The 18,238-nt window shown below is 36.0% G+C and carries 16 protein-coding genes and 1 pseudogene; 14 read left to right on the top strand and 3 right to left on the bottom strand.

Features of this window, described 5'->3' with window-relative positions:
* The 6 genes and pseudogenes from ACKGJN_RS14820 to ACKGJN_RS14795 all read left to right on the top strand — a co-directional run.
* Nucleotides 1-854 (top strand): annotated as a pseudogene (locus ACKGJN_RS14820) (hypothetical protein); the annotation flags it as partial.
* Nucleotides 854-1,285, top strand: coding sequence for a hypothetical protein (locus tag ACKGJN_RS14815; RefSeq protein WP_409540332.1), 432 nt, complete (start codon nucleotides 854-856; stop codon nucleotides 1,283-1,285). The pseudogene ACKGJN_RS14820 and the gene ACKGJN_RS14815, both read left to right, overlap by 1 nt.
* Nucleotides 1,286-1,854: 569 nt before the next feature.
* The gene (locus tag ACKGJN_RS14810; protein ID WP_409540331.1) at nucleotides 1,855-3,312 is read left to right on the top strand and encodes a hypothetical protein; all 1,458 of its coding nucleotides are present in this window, start codon (nucleotides 1,855-1,857) and stop codon (nucleotides 3,310-3,312) included.
* Entirely contained in the window at nucleotides 3,303-3,881 is a 579-nt protein-coding gene (locus ACKGJN_RS14805) for a hypothetical protein (RefSeq protein WP_409540330.1), read from the top strand. The genes ACKGJN_RS14810 and ACKGJN_RS14805 overlap by 10 nt, the downstream gene beginning before the upstream one ends.
* Before the next feature lie 284 nt (nucleotides 3,882-4,165).
* Nucleotides 4,166-4,552, top strand: coding sequence for a hypothetical protein (locus ACKGJN_RS14800; RefSeq protein ID WP_409540329.1), 387 nt, complete (start codon nucleotides 4,166-4,168; stop codon nucleotides 4,550-4,552).
* 129 nt (nucleotides 4,553-4,681) lie between these two features.
* Entirely contained in the window at nucleotides 4,682-4,870 is a 189-nt protein-coding gene (locus ACKGJN_RS14795; RefSeq protein WP_409540328.1) for a hypothetical protein, read from the top strand.
* A 15-nt stretch (nucleotides 4,871-4,885) separates the two neighbouring features.
* Here the strand turns inward: ACKGJN_RS14795 and ACKGJN_RS14790 are convergent, their stop codons facing one another.
* A complete protein-coding gene (locus tag ACKGJN_RS14790) occupies nucleotides 4,886-6,163 on the bottom strand; it encodes an NRAMP family divalent metal transporter (protein ID WP_409540327.1) in 1,278 nt (425 codons plus the stop codon).
* A gap of 32 nt (nucleotides 6,164-6,195) precedes the next feature.
* On the bottom strand, nucleotides 6,196-6,834 hold the full coding sequence (locus ACKGJN_RS14785; RefSeq protein ID WP_409540326.1) for an alpha/beta hydrolase: 639 nt from the start codon (nucleotides 6,832-6,834) through the stop codon (nucleotides 6,196-6,198).
* Between the two features lie 303 nt (nucleotides 6,835-7,137).
* Between ACKGJN_RS14785 and ACKGJN_RS14780 the strand changes: the two genes are divergently transcribed.
* The 8 genes from ACKGJN_RS14780 (at nucleotide 7,138) to ACKGJN_RS14745 (ending at nucleotide 17,423) form a co-directional block, all read left to right on the top strand.
* Nucleotides 7,138-8,373, top strand: a complete 1,236-nt coding sequence (locus ACKGJN_RS14780; RefSeq protein ID WP_409540325.1) for a hypothetical protein — start codon at nucleotides 7,138-7,140, stop codon at nucleotides 8,371-8,373.
* A gap of 83 nt (nucleotides 8,374-8,456) precedes the next feature.
* Nucleotides 8,457-9,650, top strand: a complete 1,194-nt coding sequence (locus ACKGJN_RS14775; protein WP_409540324.1) for a glycosyltransferase family 4 protein — start codon at nucleotides 8,457-8,459, stop codon at nucleotides 9,648-9,650.
* Between the two features lie 126 nt (nucleotides 9,651-9,776).
* Complete coding sequence (locus tag ACKGJN_RS14770) at nucleotides 9,777-10,382, top strand: sugar transferase (protein ID WP_409540335.1); 606 nt, start codon at nucleotides 9,777-9,779, stop codon at nucleotides 10,380-10,382.
* Nucleotides 10,383-10,384: 2 nt separating this feature from the next.
* On the top strand, nucleotides 10,385-10,984 hold the full coding sequence (locus ACKGJN_RS14765; protein ID WP_409540323.1) for an acetyltransferase: 600 nt from the start codon (nucleotides 10,385-10,387) through the stop codon (nucleotides 10,982-10,984).
* Between the two features lie 5 nt (nucleotides 10,985-10,989).
* Nucleotides 10,990-12,168, top strand: coding sequence for a DegT/DnrJ/EryC1/StrS family aminotransferase (locus ACKGJN_RS14760; protein WP_409540322.1), 1,179 nt, complete (start codon nucleotides 10,990-10,992; stop codon nucleotides 12,166-12,168).
* A gap of 17 nt (nucleotides 12,169-12,185) precedes the next feature.
* On the top strand, nucleotides 12,186-14,159 hold the full coding sequence (locus ACKGJN_RS14755) for a polysaccharide biosynthesis protein (protein WP_409540321.1): 1,974 nt from the start codon (nucleotides 12,186-12,188) through the stop codon (nucleotides 14,157-14,159).
* A gap of 87 nt (nucleotides 14,160-14,246) precedes the next feature.
* Nucleotides 14,247-15,011 (top strand): polysaccharide biosynthesis/export family protein, encoded by a 765-nt coding sequence (locus tag ACKGJN_RS14750; RefSeq protein WP_409540320.1) that lies wholly within the window; start codon nucleotides 14,247-14,249, stop codon nucleotides 15,009-15,011.
* A 6-nt stretch (nucleotides 15,012-15,017) separates the two neighbouring features.
* Nucleotides 15,018-17,423, top strand: coding sequence for a GumC family protein (locus tag ACKGJN_RS14745; RefSeq protein WP_409540319.1), 2,406 nt, complete (start codon nucleotides 15,018-15,020; stop codon nucleotides 17,421-17,423).
* Here ACKGJN_RS14745 and ACKGJN_RS14740 read toward each other — a convergent pair.
* Nucleotides 17,420-18,163, bottom strand: coding sequence for a tyrosine-protein phosphatase (locus ACKGJN_RS14740; RefSeq protein WP_409540318.1), 744 nt, complete (start codon nucleotides 18,161-18,163; stop codon nucleotides 17,420-17,422). The two genes, ACKGJN_RS14745 and ACKGJN_RS14740, sit on opposite strands and share 4 nt — an antisense overlap.
* Nucleotides 18,164-18,238 lie beyond the last annotated feature (75 nt).

Genomic DNA, 18,238 nt, shown 5'->3' with positions numbered 1-18,238 from the left:
CTATGTGGCTCAATGGGGATTTAACCAGTATAGAAATACAAAAGGTAAATAACCTTTATCTTTATTTAAATATTAACACAATCGCTGAAGCAACAATGTTTGGGTTGCAATCCCTACGAGCCTTTATGGCCAAAGGGGATGTGGATTTTGAGGAGCAGGTGATATTGGATAAATCCTTTATTGACAATGACTGCCTTTATGGAGTTTACACGGCGATGGGGAAAGCAACTAAATTTAAAGAATATCTTCAAAATTTTGATGAAAATTTCACAAACCCTGTTGCAAATTTAATACTAACTACCGGAGTTCATCCTGTTTATCCCAACGCAACTGCAGTAACAGATAACCCGCAAAATTATTTAATCCAAATAATGTTTAATCCAAATGAACTAGGCAGACCTTCTTTAGACGTAGCATGGACGTTTATACACGAGATGATACACGCCGAAATATATCGTTTACTATTATCAAAAGCACAGGCACAAGAAATTCCTTGGAGCAAACAATTTATAGAAAGCATGGAGAATGACTATCCGGGTTTATATGATTATTATATGCGTTATTATTACGATATGCCAAATGGAATACCATTAGGAGACCCGCAGCACGAAATGATGGCTCAACATTATAGAGATATAATAGAAAATGCACTAAGGGAATACGATAATTCTTTTTCAGATGATGTTTATAAGGCATTAACTTGGAGGGGATTAATTGGTGATAGTCCTATCGACCCAAATACAGGGCTACCTCCAAACCCAACTAGAGCTTGGGAAGAAAAATCTGTAACTTATAGGTTAAATGTAATTAACGCCTTAAGAACCTTTGATGCCATTAATTCAAATTGTCAATAATGAAAAATTATATTTATATATCACTGATATTTCTTTTAAGTGCATCAGCCTTCGCTCAAAAAAAAATTTGTATATGTTTTGAGGAAAACACAAAACACATCACCTTAAAAATGAGCAAAGATTCTACGCGAGCTAGCTTTTCTATTGCAAAACCAGGTTTTGAAACGCAAGAAGATCGTGACCAGGCTATGGAAGCATATAAAGAAAGGGGACCTTATAACTATCCAAAATTTACTATTGGATATGTTGCTGGAGAGTTTTATCGGAAAAAATCCTTTAAGATAGATAGTTGCGCGCTACTTTTATCAGTCGAAAAGTTTAGGCATAGGAATTTTGAATACCCAGAAGATACTGGAAGCAGTAGCATAATATTTATAAAGAAAATATTAGACAATGAATATTTTGTCTGGAAAGCCATTTCATTAGAATAAGCTGGCTATTGAAGTAAGGGGTAACCTTTGATATAACTACAATAATGAATACCATTAAAATTTTAAGGTTTATATTGATTTTTTGCCCGATACTTTCTTTTGGGCAAAAATCAATGTATCCAAAAGAATACCATTTATGTGAAATATCAAGAAATTAAGGATACAAAATGCGACGCTAAATTTGAAAGAAAATATAATCAAAAATTAGGTGTTTATTTTAAAATTAAACCAGAAAAGGCAATATGACTTTGTTTTATCCATATACAGAAAAAGCAGACACACTCTGTATAAAACATTTAAAAGGTTCTCATTTTTCTGATTTAGAGGAAATAAATGATAGAAGGAATAAATGGATTTTAGGTAACAAAAGGCCTCGGGCCACTGGAAATGGAGTTTTTTAAACTTATCTTATAGAAAATATTTTAAAAAGTAAATTTGTGAGATATCCGGTTATTTGGAGAAACGAAGGAGCTATTGATTAAGCTAAGTACTGGTCAACAAATGGCTCAACCTTACCGGGACGTGATAAAAAAGCTTACATTAAAAGGTATATTGTTAACCCTGAAGCAATGGCTAATTATTTGGCTCATGATCGAGATTTTCTTTATTTTGAAGGCAGCTACAAAAATTATTGGATTGATGATTTTTATGGTGCCATAGAACGGGAAAACAATAAGGTCAGTTTCAAAACGAGCTCTACCTGTGATGACGGGGGAAGCATTGGAGGTTCGGGAGAAACCTATAATCCTGACCTGATAGATGAAAACAACAGTGTTACCTGGACAGATAGTGGGCAGACCGGTTATACAAGGCCTTCCGGTTCCTGGAACCATTATGGTGGTACAGGCGGTTATGATTTACATGTTGATGTTAGAGACGTTTCGACAGGCAGAACAGAAACTGCTTCGGTTAATAGTATTACCAGTGGTGAAATTTTTTACAACAATGGAACAGCAACAATTATGACACACCAGGTTTATGGCTCTACAGATGAAGTAAGAATTATAACAGAAAAATCATCCTCAAATCCCAATGGACCTTGCGAAATAAAGAGGATAACGTCTGCAGATGGTTATACAACTTTTGATGTAAGTGATTGTTTTACTGTCCAACAATTAAGTTCTCAAAATCCTACAAAAGCTGCAGGAGATTGTCCAGTGGATGATGGGGCAGTTGGGGTAATAGATTATTCCATAAAAATGAGTATTATAAAAAGAATTGGTTTGGCTAAAAGTTCTCCAGAAAGTGTTTGGCTCAATGGTGAATTAACAAATTTAGAAATAAAGCAGGTAAATAACCTTTCTCTATTTTTCATTGAGGATAAAACCACTGAAGCAACATTCTTTGGATTGGAAGCCATTCGTGCCTTTATAACTGGTGGAAAAGTGGATTTTGAGAACGAAATTATAAAAGATCCTAGCTTTATCGGAACAAAAGCGGAATGTGTATACGAACTATTAAAAACTGGGAACGGTAATTTATTTAGGACTACAATAGGTGAATTTATAGATAATCCAAATTATAAATTAATCCTTTCAATTGGCGACAATCAAAATGATGCACCAGCTGTTACTGATCCAATAAAACTTGTTTCAAGTGGGATTTTAGAAATTAGAATACATCCCAGTTCACTAACACTTTCATCCGTTGAATTAGCGGGATTAATTTTACATGAAGCAATTCATGCAGAACTATTTAGAATTGTAGACACAATTGATCCTAATGAAAATCCAAATGAGAGAGCAAGAATGTTGCAATTATATTTGTTTTATGAAAATATCTACGATCCAGAGGATTTACCTTCTAATACTCAGCATATTTACATGACAGAAAAATATGTAATTCCAATTCAAAATGCCTTGTGGGAATTAGATGGAAAGACATATCCAAAAGAGAATTATAATTCCTTCGCTTGGGATGGATTAAGAAATTGGGATGCATCTAATTATTTAGATATGGTAGAAGATGCAAATAATGGTCAATACAGAAACATAATAAATTCTAATTCAAACTTACCATGCGACTAACATTAAATATAATTCTGGCCTTTGTTATAATTTCTTGTAATAATACCAATAAAATTTCGGATGATGAATATGATATTTTTTCATTATTGATTAATGAACTTTCCATCCCGTTAATTGCTCCTCCATCTTTTGAAGAATTAAATTCTCCTAAAAAATTATTGAAAGCAAAAGACTCACTAGAATACTTGGTGAAAAATAAGAAAGTAAATGTTTTAATTTATTCTCGATTTCAGGATATATCGGAGGAGAGTAAAAAAATAGTGGAAAATGAATATAAGTTTAGTGAATTATTGGAAGCTGATGTCATAGGAGAAGAAAAATTAATCACTAAAAATAATATTAATCTATATTTTACCGATGATCCTGATACACTTAAAAAGAAGGATCTATTGAAACATGATATTTTACTTCAGTTTACAAAAGTTTATTTTAACGAAAATCATAATAAAGCAATTGTTGAGGTAGCAAATAGTCGTGGTTCTATGAGTATTTCAAAGGTATTATATTTTTTGAAAAAAGTGAATGATATTTGGATAATCGAGAAATCGAAACTACTATTTATTTCATAAATACTAAATAGTGATCTTTGAAATAAATATCCTATGTGCACTTTCGGATAACTGTATTACTAAGAATAAAAATTTTAGTTTAAAAAAATTGGATTGATGATTTTTATGGTGCCATAGAACGGGAAAACAATAAGGTAAGTTTCAAAACCGGCTCTACATGTGATGACGGGGGAAGCATTGGAGGTTCGGGAGGTAGCTATAATCCTGACCTGATAGATGAAAACAACAGTGTTACCTGGAAGAATTACAGGCCAGAATAGGAATATTGACAAAAGACTGTACCAATGGTTAAAAAAATATTGATCTCGATGTTTTTGCTAATCTGTAATTTATCCCTAGGCCAGGAAAAAGATGTTGAAAAGAAGGACTCATTATTTTTTCATCTTGATAAGAAATTATTAATTCAAAATAAATTTGAAAATGATTATTTTTACTTACAGGGCAACTTATCGTCCACCTTCGCTTTTTTCGTAGTTGAGCGAAGAATGAGGGTCGAATTAAAACCCGAAATTTGCCAAAGTTTTAGCGAATTTCTTTTTAAAAAATATGGAGATAACAAAATTGATTCCGGTGAACTTTCTTCAGAATTGAGAAAATTTAAAATTTTTCTATGCGACTGTAAATATAATAAAAGGTTGATAGAAGTCTATCCCGTAACCATAGAAGAGTAAATATTATCAGGGATAAGGTTATAAATAGGACACACCAGGTCTACTATCCAACAATTGCTTTAAAGTTTTTACAGAAAAACTTCGTCCTCAGGTCTTGAACCTTGTAAAACAACAACATTAAGAGATGCTGTGGGACAAGTAACAGGCTGGAAAATGGATTTTCCAGAAACAGCTCAAAAAGACTCTGCAGATTTAACCAAAGCGGTAAAAGCGCAACCATTAGTTTGGTTGCGCTTTTTTGATTTTTGCAAAGAAAAATCTTATGAGTTTGATATAATTAATGGAAATGCTATTCCGTCTTGTGAACATACTTTTTAAAATAGATAAACTGGATTACATAAAGAAAGTATAATACAAATACACAAAATTAAATAGCACCAACAATCCAAAACAAATCAGACTAAATATCCGATAAGCTTTTCCAGGCCGGTCTTTCTCCGGCATTTGATTTCCGGTTACAAGCTTGTAATTAAACCAGGCGATAAAAGGAGCGGATAAAAATGATAAGCCTGCTGCAAAATCCACCAAAATTGTAAAGGAACCGGATAGGGAGAACAATATGGCAAGGGAAAGCATTGGAATTATGAAGATAGCTATTTTATAGATTTTCCATTTTTCTTTCAGATCTTGTGGCTCGTCTTTTTCCGGGTTTTTTAATTCTGAGATCACCCGCGGGTATGCATCAGTAACTGTCAGAACGGTACTGAACATGGTTATAAAAGCCGCGACAGAAATAAGTGGCTTACTCCAATTCCCCAGGGTTTGGCCATAAAGATCTATTAGTTGTGATGAAAACTCTACGCTGTTCAGAGAAAATGAAGTGCCGCTTCCAAACATAACCAATACCCCCAATAGGAAAAACAACAAACCTATAAACGTAGCAGAAAGATAGCCTACGTTAAAATCGGCAAAAGCGCCTTTTATAGAAAGCTTCTGTTTGGTTTGCAGGGACCGCTCTTTGGTCCAGATAGAATGCCACACCGAAGCATCCAATGGTATAGGCATCCAACCCATGAATGCGATTATAAACCCAATGCTGGCGGTGGCCCATAGAGAAGGAGCTTCAGTGGCTAGTGCCTTGCCAGCAGTGCCGGCACCAAAGGCCATAAGAACTGCCGCAAGGGTTGCGAGAGTTAAAATGGTGACAATAATTTTCATGCTCTTATCCAGCCCCGGATATTTCCCAATAATAAGCACAGCAATACAGGCGCCCAGGATGATAAGGCTCCAGATAAAAGGAGAGAGTCCAACATTGAATAAGCGTTCTGCCAAACCGGCCGTTACAATGGTCACGGCCGCCTGAATGATAAACATACTTCCAAAGGTGATCACCACATAAATCCAGTAGGGAAATTTCCCCAGGCTTTTATATCCCGATATAAGATGTCTTCCGGTTCCAGCGGCAAAGCGTGAGCCAAATTCCATAAAGGGATACTTGGTAACACAGGCCAAAACCAGCACCCAAATTAGGATGAATCCATAATCGGCACCGGCACGGGTGGCCTGCACCAGGTGGGAAACCCCTATGGCCGCTCCTGCAAGTAAAAAACCAGGTCCAATGCTTTTTAAAAGAGAATCAGGTTTTTTTGTGGGGGATGTTTGTTGTTCCATTTATAAAAAGAAAACGTTTATTGCGAGGCAATTTAAGCAAATCTGGATATTACCTCTACATTAACTTCATGACCACCTTCAAATGAGATAATTTCAAGCCTTTCTCCGAAAAGATCTTTTGCCCTTGCGTGTTCTTTTTTTAATCGCTCTTCATTTAAATATGGATCCTTGGTTCCGTAAATCAATACTACTTCAGTATTTTTTAGAAATTGAAAATCCTCCGGCTGCAGTTCTTTCGGAAGTCCGCCGGAATGAAGGATTAGTTTTGAGCATTCAATCTTGTTTCTGGCCATCCAACGCGTTGCAACTGAAACACCCTGGGAATAGCCCATCAGGATAAGGTTTGGTGCATCTTTCAAGTGCTCTGCCTTGTAAATCTCTTCAAGATATGCCAGCATGTTTTCGATCTCTGCATCGGTGTTTTCCTTTGTAAGCCAGGATGCTCCCACGTGGCGGTATTGGTCAGTCAAATAATATTTTGATTGGGCCTGCGGTGCGATGATGTAATTTTCTTCCGGATTGAGATTCTTAAAATATTTCAAAAAGTAGCGGCTTAGATATCCAATTCCGTGGAAAACCATCCAAACATTTTTTGTTTTTGAGCTAAACTCATTTAAAGTACTGTAGGAATTACTGATTTGGTAAGAAACCTTTTTTTCGACTGGATTCATTCTGCTGTATTTTGTTTTCACAAAGGAAACAATCTTAAGGGAATTGAGAGTCAATAAATTAGGGTTAGATGGATAATTCTTACTGTTTTTTTATGTAATAATTCCACACTTTTATGTAGATTCTTTTTAAAAACTAAGTCTATTTAAATATTTAATCTTCGGTTTCTATAAAATAATCACGTTGAAAGCCCTTTCTTCACTTGGTTAATAGGTCTATACTACTACGCGGCTTACTCACTTTAAATTCCAATAATCTATTGGTTGCAAAATTGCAACTCTTCTGAAAAAAGAGAATAACCGCGAATGAATTTTGAATCCAATCAATTTTACAATATAGCCCAGGCAATTTTTTTGATTCCTTTCTTATATCTGCTTACCCAATACATCTTTAAGCAACTCAGGAAAAAACATGATTTTTTCTCCGTGAAACTGATGAATATATTGTTCTTTTATCATCTGGCTTTTGGTGCTGCTTATTATACCTATTCGATTTTTAACCGATCTGATTCTCATAGATATTTTAGTGTTCCACAAAAAGAGGGGAAAAATTGGATTGATTTTTTTGGAACTGAAACCACCATTATTGATTTCATCTCTTATCCCTTCATCAACGGTTTAGGTTTTAGCTATGAGATGATGATGATGCTTTTTACCTGGGTAGGTTTTCTTGGATTTGTGTATGCTTACCTGTTCTTTAAAGAAAATATTCCTTTAAATGTAAAGGTATTTAAAAAGGTAGATTTGCTTACGCTTATACTTTTTTTACCCAATATGCATTTCTGGACTGCTTCTCTTGGAAAAGGAGCTCCTATCTTTCTGGGATTAATGTTATTCGCTTACGCAATCCTAAAACCACAAACCCGTATGTGGGAATTGATCATTGGATCTCTTATAGTTTTTTCTATCAGGCCTCATGTTTTTTTAATTCTTGCAGGTGGGGCTGTAATAGGATTTATGACCGGTAATTCGGCAATTTCCTGGAAACATAGAACTGCTTTCTGTTTGGCAGTTATTACAGGGTTATTTCTTGTTCAGGATCAAATCCTGGCAGTAGTGAATCTTAATGACTCTGAAAATCTAATTGGTGATTTTATTGAATTTACCACCAGCCGTTCGGCATCACTTGATAATGCAGGTTCAGGAGTAAATATGGCAGGATATTCCCTGCCCGAGAAAATTTTTACTTTCTGGTTCAGGCCTTTATTTTTTGATGCTCCAGGGATTTTGGGCGTAATTGTATCCATAGAAAATCTTATTTATATTTTGCTTTTCCTAAAAATATTCAGGAAGAATTTTTTTAAATTCCTGAAAAGCGCACCTGTGAATGTAAAAATGAGCCTGGTGATGTTTCTTACAACCTCCTTTGCAATGACATTCGTAATGTCTAACCTGGGAATTATAATCAGGCAAAAATCAATGATTATGTATTTCCTTTTCTTCGTGATTTATTATTTTCTTGCAGATGAGAAAAATCGTTCACTTGGGTTGAAAATTAAGTCTTTATCACATTCAAATGCAAGATTACCTCAGGCTGCTTAAAGGGATAACATCTTATTGAATACAGCTTTTGTAATACAGGCTAAAAATAATGTTTACTTTTGGTACTGTTCTTAAAACCTAATATGTTTAAACTCATTCGCATCACTACTATTCCCCTGTCACTTGAAAAGCTCCTGGAAGGGCAGTTAACTTTTATGAATCAATACTTTAAGGTAACTGCGGTTTCTGCGGAAAAGGAACGTTTGGAAAAGTATGGTCGCGATAACAGGATTAAAACATTTTGGGTTGAAATGACACGGGCTATAACTCCGGTAACAGATTTAAAAGCGGTTTACAAACTCTATACTTTCTTTAAAAGCGAAAACCCTCTCATTGTTCATACTCATACCCCAAAGGCGGGGATTGTTGGCATGCTTGCAGCCAAATTAGCCGGTGTACCAATCAGGTTGCATACGGTGGCAGGCCTTCCACTCATGGAAACTACAGGTTCAAAAAGAAAAGTTTTGAATTTTGTAGAAAAACTTACGTATGCCCTTGCCACAAAAGTGTATCCCAATTCCAAGGGTTTATATGATATTATTCTGAAGGAAAAATTTGCTTCTCCCTCAAAATTGAAGGTTCTGGGGAAAGGAAGTTCCAACGGGATTGATACTTCTTATTTTGATCCTGCAAAATATTCGGAAGAATTTAAAATGAAATTGAAGCAGGAACTCAATATTCCTGAGGCCAATTTGGTGTTTATCTTTATTGGCCGACTGGTTTCAGAAAAGGGAATTAATGAACTGATCCAGGCTTTCAGAAAACTTCACCAATCAAATCCAGGTTGCAACCTGCTCCTTGTTGGGCCTTTTGAAAAGGAATTGGATCCTTTAAGTCCGGAAACCCTTGATATTATCCAAACCCATCCGGGAATTATTGAAGTTGGTTACCAACAGGATGTACGACCTTATCTGGCAATTTCAGATGTTCTTACATTTCCAAGTTACCGCGAAGGATTTCCAAATGTTGTGATGCAGGCGGGAGCGATGAATATATCGGCAATTGTTACAAATATAAATGGATGCAATGAAATAATTTCAGAAGGAAAAAATGGACTCATTATTCCGCCAAAGAATGAAGAGGCTTTATATAAGGCCATGCTTAGGCTTTTGGAAAATGTAAAATTCAGAAGATCAATGGCACTGAAGGCCAGAGAGGAGATAACTGCTAATTATGAACGTGAGGCGTTTTGGAAAGTGCTTCTGAATGAATATAAAACTATGGAAGAAATCAAACGCCCTGAAACAAATTCATCGGTAAATAAAACTACCGGATAAATTGCTTTCAGAAAGATTAAGACAATGTTTAAATTGAATTTTGTAATTTTGGCAGCTGTTTAAAATCCAGACATGAATATTGGAATAGACTATATGGTCTTTTTCAAAATTTCAAGTATTATTTTTATGTACAAAACCTATATAAAACCTTTCATAGATTTTTTGGTCGCTTTTACAGCCTTATTTATAATAAGTCCATTATTGTTAATAATAACTTTCTTATTAGCTTTAGCAAATAACGGAAAACCATTTTTCTTCCAAAACAGGCCGGGTGAAAATGGTAGCATTTTCAGGATCGTTAAGTTTAAAACAATGACGGATGAAAAGGACAGTAAAGGAAATTTACTGCCTGATTCAAAAAGGCTGACTGCAGTAGGTAAATTTGTTAGAAAAACTTCTATCGATGAGATCCCGCAATTATGGAATGTTTTAAAAGGCGAAATGAGTATTGTAGGCCCCCGTCCCTTATTACCAGAATACCTTGGGGTTTATAATAAACGTCAAAGGAAACGTCATTTGGTAAGGCCGGGAATTACAGGTTGGGCCCAGGTGAATGGCAGGAATGCAATAAGCTGGAATCAAAAATTTGAATATGATGTCTGGTATGTTGAACATATATCTTTTACACTGGATTTAAAAATATTATTGAAAACCGTTAAAAAGGTACTTGTTTCAGAAGGTATCAATACTGCTAATATGGCTACTACAGAGCCTTTTAATGGAAGGAATTAAAGATGAATATTTACGGCGCAAGCGGACATGCAAAAGTTATAATTGAGATTATGAATTCCATTGGAAGCCCAATTGATATCATTTTTGATGATAATGAAAATATTACCGAAGTTTTAAACCATCCCGTTATTCATTCTTTTCCTGAAGCTGCTTTAAATTCAGGTACAGTAATCGCAATAGGCAATAACAGGATTAGAAAAAGTGTTGCTGAGGAGTTTAAAGGTGAAATACAGGAAGTTGTTATTCATAGTACTGCTTCGGTCTCGGACTCCGTGAAATTGGGGAGAGGAACTGTTGTAATGGCAAATGCATCCATAAATGCAGAAACTGTAATAGGTGAACATTGTATTTTAAATACGGGTTCAACTGTGGAGCACGATTGTGAAATTGACGATTTTGTACACGTTTCCCCCAATGCCGCTCTAGCAGGAGGGGTACTGGTAGGAGAAGGTTCACATATTGGGATTGGTGCTGTAGTAATTCCGGGGATAAAAATTGGGAAATGGACTACCATAGGTGCAGGAGCAGTAATAATTAAAGATATACCCGATTTTGCTACAGTTGTTGGTAATCCAGGTAAGATTATAAAATATACAGAATAATATTTATGCAAAAAAGTAAAATTTGGCTCTCTTCCCCGCATATGGGTGGAACAGAAATCAATTATATCCATGAAGCTTTCGAAAAAAACTGGATAGCTCCTTTAGGACCCAACGTAAATGCTTTTGAAGAAGATATTCAAAAATATTTGTTTTCAAACTCCTCCCCCGTGGGGGGAGGTTGGGAGGGGGCTTCAGGAGAAGTTGCGGCTCTAAGTTCCGGAACCGCTGCGCTTCATCTCGCTTTAATCTTGTTAGATGTGAAACCCGGCGATGAGGTGCTTTGTCAAAGTATGACATTTGCAGCATCTGCAAACCCAATAGCCTATTTAGGAGCCATCCCTGTTTTTATAGACAGTGAAAAAGACACTTTTAATCTTTGTCCAAACCACCTTGAAGAGGCTATTAAAGACAGGATTTCAAAAGGAAAAACTCCAAAAGCAATAATTGCTGTACATTTGTATGGAATGCCCTACAAAGTTGAAGAAATTCAAGAACTAGCAAGAAAATATAATATCCCTGTGATAGAAGACAGCGCAGAAGCTTTGGGAAGTTCCTATAAAGGTCAAAAATGCGGTACTTTTGGAGATTTTGGGGTGCTTTCTTTTAATGGAAATAAGATCATCACTACTTCCGGAGGGGGAGCTTTGGTTTCCCCTACCGAAGAAAAAAAGCAAAAGGCAGTTTTTCTTGCTACCCAAGCCAGGGATAATGCGCCTCACTATCAACATAGTGAAATAGGATACAATTACCGGTTAAGTAATATATCTGCAGGAATTGGTCGTGGTCAAATGGAAATATTAGATAAACATGTTGCATTGCGAAGAAAAATGCACGAATTTTATAAAAATTTATTTGAATCTGTAAATGGGGTGGATGTTTTTTCGGAACCATCAGAAGATTATTTTTCGAATCATTGGCTTAGTGTGATTTCAATGGATAGTTCCAAAACAAATGGGGTTTCCCGTGAAGATTTACGTTTATGCCTTGAAAAAGAAAATATTGAAAGCAGGCCTTTATGGAAACCAATGCATTTACAACCGGTTTTTGAAAAGATGCCTTTTTATGGAAGTGGAGTGGCAGAGGAACTGTTTGAGAATGGATTATGTCTTCCTTCCGGATCAAATTTGAGTGATGAAGAGAGAGAACGAATTGCTATTGCTATTCGTGAATGTTTTAAGATTTAGTTATATAACACCAAAATATGGGAAACCGATTAAAAAGTGCCCTAAAATTTAGTTTATCCAAAGAAGATACCGCTTTGGGATTGCGCAATATTAAATATTTACCCAGATGGGTGGTGTTTCTTATTGATATCTTTTTAGTATCTCTGTCTTTTTTGTTTACCATTATAATAATTCTGGATCTAACCCCTAATTACTATACTCTGCTCGATTTTCCAATGAAAGCAGCATTAGGAATTCTGGTGAACATTTTCTTCTTTTTTGTATTTAAGACCTACGCCGGGATCATTAGGTATTCTTCTAATATCGATGCCTTAAAACTTATTCTGGCAACAACCTGTACATTTTTAACCTTAGTTATTATCAACTATATCACTTTTTTCGTAATAGGCGAAAAGATCTATTTAATAGGTGGTTTACTGATCAATTTATGGATCTCTTTCTCTCTGTTATTCTTATTTCGATTGGGAGTTAAACAGGTATATGAATATTTTAAAATGGCCCGACGTGGGGATGATATCATCAGGACTTTAATTTTGGGAGCCGATGAAAATGCAATCTCCATAGCAGGTGCCCTTGATATTGAGCACCCCAGAAGGTTTAAAATAGTTGGATTTTTAACCAAAACAAAACACAACCGCAGCATCCGTATTTTGGATAAACCGGTGATGAAATTTAGTGATTCAATACATAGCCAGGTTAAAAGCTTAAACGCTTCGGCAGTAATTTTATCTGAAAATAGTTTTACTTCTGAAGAAAAATTCGCAATTATAGAAGATTGTTTGGAAAATGATATCAAGATTTTTAACGCCCCGCTTATTTCCGATTGGGAGGATAAGGACAAGTCTATATCGCAAAAAGTTCAATCGCTGAGAATTGAAGATTTATTGGAAAGGGAACCTATAACCCTGGACAGGGAAAACAAGGTAGAACAATTGACAGGGAAGACTATTCTTGTTACCGGTGGTGCGGGATCTATCGGAAGTGAAATTGTAAGGCAGGTTGCTAAATATAATCCCAAAAAACTTATTATTCTCGATCAGGCCGAAACACCAATGCATAATTTACAACTGGAGGTAGAAGCTAAATTTCCCGAACTGAATTACAAATGCATAATTTGTGATGTTGGTAATTTGAGACGTCTAGAGATTATGTTTCAAAACCATAAAATAGATGTGGTTTATCACGCCGCTGCGTACAAACATGTGCCTTTAATGGAAGAAAATCCGCACGAAGCCGTTTTTGTGAACGTAAGTGGGACCAAAAATTTAGCCGATCTTTCTGTGAAATACAATGTTGGACATTTCGTAATGGTATCCACAGATAAGGCTGTAAATCCCAGCAATGTGATGGGAGCTACAAAAAGAGCTGCCGAAATGTATGTTCAATCTTTATATCACAGCCAGGTTGGAAATGGATTCAGGACTACAAAATTTATCACTACCAGATTCGGGAATGTATTAGGCTCTAATGGTTCGGTGGTTCCCTTATTCAGAAAACAAATCGAAAAAGGTGGACCGCTAACAATTACCCACCCGGATATTATTCGTTATTTCATGACAATTCCGGAGGCCTGTCAATTGGTTCTGGAAGCGGGTACAATGGGAAAAGGAGGTGAGATTTTTGTTTTCGATATGGGAGAGCCTGTGAAAATCATGGATCTGGCTATTAAAATGATCAAACTGGCAGGTTATATACCTAATAAGCATATAAAAATAAAGATCACCGGATTAAGACCCGGTGAGAAATTATATGAAGAATTGCTTACTGAAGAATGTAAAACGCTTCCAACCCATCATAAGAAAATAATGATAGGAATTGATAAAGTTCAGGATTATGATCAAATAAATGAAAAGATTTTAAAAATTATAAAATCTGCTCATAAACTGAAAAATAACAAAGTGGTTGCGAAATTGAAAGAGCTTATACCCGAATTTATCAGTAATAATTCCACTTACGAAAGTCTTGATAAGCCTGTAAGTGTTTTAAAATGATTTGGCCAGTAGTTATTTAACACATTTTTATATCTGTGATTTAACGGCTTAATTTTATCCAGCTATATTTGCACTTTACCAAATTTTATGAAATATAATTTACTTGTTGTTTTAATTGGCTTTTTTGTTCTAAGCAGTTGTTCTACCCGAAAAGAGATCGTTTACTTTCAGGGAGCTGAAGAGCTTGAAAATATGAAAAGCCTTATGAAATTTGAGCCTGTATTTGAGGTTAATGATATTCTTCACGTTAAGGTTTCCTCTTTAAATGAAGAAGTGGTAGCACCATTTCAAATGACCACCGGCGGACAGTCTCAGGGAGGTGGAGGACAGCAAAATCCTTCCCTGATGGGTTATATGGTTGATGTTGATGGGAATATTCAATTCCCGGTATTGGGCAAAGTTCCAGCAGCAGGAATAAGCAGGAGCGAGCTTGAAGCTTATTTGACGAAAGAGATAAAATCATATGTAACAGATGCTGTAGTGGCAGTAAGACTTCTAAATTTTCGGGTAATTGTACTTGGGGAAGCGGGAAGCGAAACTGTTGTTCAGGTGGAAAACGAGCGAATAAGTGTGCCAGAATTGCTGGCTAGCGTTGGAGGAATTAATTACGATGGTCTGCGGGATAATATTTTGGTGATCAGGGAAGTGAATGGTGTTAGGTCTATAGGCAGAGTAGATATGACTACCGCCGATGTTTTTTCAAATCCCTTTTATTACTTAAAACAAAACGATATCGTATATGTAGAACCCACATTAAAAAAGGTGAAATCGGCCGGATGGATAACCAGTCCTATGGGGCTTGTCTCTATCGGAACTACCATTTTTAGTTTAATTATACTTTTTACGAAATAGATTTTCATGGAGGAATTACAGGATTTCACAGAGGAAAAGGAATCAAACTTTGACTTAAAGGCAGAAATATTTAAGTATCTCGCATATTGGAAATGGTTGCTTTTCGGACTTTTGTTGGGAGGGTTGATCGCCTATCTTTATAACCGATATACGATACCTCAGTATTCGACGCAAGCATCTTTAATGGTGCTAAAGGATAATGAAAATAATATTGCAAGTGCTTTGCCTTCAGGTGGTGGGTCTATTTTGTCTATTGGGGATAATAGTCTTGATAATCAAATTATTACCTTGAAATCCAAACGCCTTGTGGAAAAGGTTGTAGACGAATTAAATCACAATATCTCATATTTTATCGAGGGAAATGTAATTACCATAGAGGCATATAAAAGTAGCCCTGTCGTAATCCAGTTTATCACCCCAGATTCAATTGTAAATAGAGCTTCAAAAACCTTCTTCGTCACTCCAAAATCCGACACCAATTTTACTCTGGTCGATGAATCTCAGAACTATAGTAAAACCCATGAGATTGGTGAAATTATTGAACTTGACGGACTGAATTTTTCAATAATTCCCAGGTCTGGAGCAAATACTTCATTTAAAAACACAAAAACTGTCCAAATAAATATTAGACCTGTTGATTTGGTTGCCGGAGATTATATTGCGAAATTGGTAATTGCCCCAAAGGGAAAGGCGGCGGACATCCTTTCACTGGCAATCGTGCAGGAAGAAAGCAGTAAATCTGAAGACTTTCTCAACAATCTGATGTACCAATTTAATGCCGATGGTGTTACCGACAAAAGACAAGTAGCTCTAAGTACTACTGAATTTATCCAGGACAGGCTGGAATTGATCACTTCAGAACTTGATTCTGTTGAAGGTGGAATGGCCGATTTTAAAAGAGAAAATCAGTTTATGGATGTCGTTAGCGGGGCACAGGAATACAATTCTAAATCTACCCAGGCAGAACAGCAGGTATTTGAAATAGAAACCCAATTGATGATCATACGATCTATTGAGGATCTTTTAAACAAAAGGGAAGAGTATCAATTGCTTCCGGCAAGTCTGGGAATTCAGGACGGTGGGATTTCGGGATTGATATCCACCTATAATTCCCTTGTTTTGGAAAGGAATGCATATTTAAGAACATCCACCCCTCAAAACCCTGTTGTGGCAACTATAACGGCCCAATTGGATTCATTAAAGGAAAACTTAAGTGATAATATCCGTAGTACTGTTAATTCGCTGAATATTCAACTGGGAGTATTAAATAAATTGGACAGAAGTTCGCAAAGCAAATTCAGTGCTTTTCCCGGTTTGGAAAAAGGAATGAGGGGAATCGAACGTCAACAGCAAATAAAGGAGGAATTGTATTTATTTCTTTTACAGCGAAGGGAAGAGGCTGCTATAGCCTTTGCGGTTACCTCCCCGGTTTCAAAGATCATAGATCCGGCATTTACTATGGCATCCCCCGTGGATCCTAAACCCTGGCTTATTTTAGTGGGAGGTTTTCTTATAGGGTTGATCCTGCCTTTGCTTATCTTGTTCGCTAAATTTATGCTCGACACAAAAGTGCATCATAAAGGTGATCTGGCTCCGTTAATAAAAAATATTCCATTTTTAGGGGAGGTTCCTAAAGTAGCTGGCGAAAATGAAGAAGTAATCCAGTTAAATGACCGTTCTCCTTTGGCGGAGTCTTTCAGGATATTAAGAACCAACCTGGCTTATTTGGTAAAGGCAAAAAAGGAAAATAGAGGAGAGATCATTTTTGTGACTTCCACCATAAAAGGTGAGGGAAAAACATTTGTATCCTATAACCTTGCCCGAACATTAGCTACAACAAAGAAAAAGGTAATTCTTATTGGGGCGGATATAAGGAATCCGAAATTACACCGTTATGTGGAAGCGACTATGGAAACTAAAGGTTTATCGGATTATTTATATGATCTTGAAATCAACCCTAGAGATATTATTGCTTCTTCGGAAGACAGGGAAATTCAGGTTGATCTAATTCTGTCTGGGACTATACCACCCAATCCTGCAGAACTTTTCATGAATGACAGGATGGAGTTGCTTCTGAAGGAACTAGCCCAATCCTATGATTTCGTAATTGTAGATACGGCGCCAACAATGATCGTTACAGATACCTTGCTTATAAGCCAGTTGGCAGATACCACGCTATATGTTACCAGATCCGGTTACACCGAAAAGAAATTACTTGAATTCCCAAAAGAACTAAAACAACAGGGGAAATTAAAAGGTCTGGCAGTTATTTTAAATGATGTGGATTATTCTAAATTTTCATACGGTGCCCAATATGGTTATTCATATGGATATGGATATGGATACGGAGTAGATAAGCAATCAAAAATCAAGAGGATTTTGAAAAAACCATTCGAAAAAAGTAAAGGTTAAAAATATTCCTTTGTTTTCTCAATAACTTTTTTAACCAAAGTCTCCGTTTTTCTATTGAGTTTGATGGAGGCTAGTTTTTGCAAATGCTGTTCTCTGTGGGCATCACTTCCTATAAAATCGATCATTCCTTTTTCCAATAATAGAAGTGCGGTTTTTTGCATGTTAGTCCCGTAATGCGGAGTAAGAGAAAGCGTATTAAGTTGAAAATAGCATCCACGGTTTTTTAATTCTTCATACTTTCTCAGATCCTTTGTATGGTAATAGGAATATCTTTCGGGATGGGCTAAAACTGGTTTGTAGCCATGTGTTTGGAGTTTGAACAAGATCTCTTTTAAATTTATAGGGGCCTGGAAATAGGACATTTCCACCAATACAAACTTACCCTTCAAAACAAGTAACTTTTCATTTTCTAAAAGTTCCAAAAAGTTCTGGTCCATCATATATTCGGCAGCGGCCTTAATTTCAGTCTTTTTCAGTAGTTCATTTTCAGAAATAGCTTGCTTTAGCGTTTCAAGCGCAGCGTTTATAATTTGAGGTGTGTTCGGGTAATAATCGTTCATTATGTGTGGAGTAGCGATAAACTCTGTAACCCCTATCTCCTGAAATTTTAAAAGCAAATTAATAGATTCCTCAATATTGGCTGCGCCATCGTCTATTCCAGGAAGAATATGATTATGAATATCGGTTATGCCTTCCAGCTGATCTATTAGTAACTTTTTCCTTTCAAAAATTGAAAACATAAAACATCATTTATCCTGTAAAATTACATATTTTTAACTCCATTATAAATTAAAAGCCCAGTTTAATCATAATAG

Source organism: Gillisia xinjiangensis, from assembly GCF_046298265.1.
Taxonomy (GTDB): Bacteria; Bacteroidota; Bacteroidia; order Flavobacteriales; family Flavobacteriaceae; genus Gillisia; species Gillisia xinjiangensis.
Note: the sequence above shows the minus strand (reverse complement) of the source record. Positions and strands in the feature narration are given on the sequence as shown.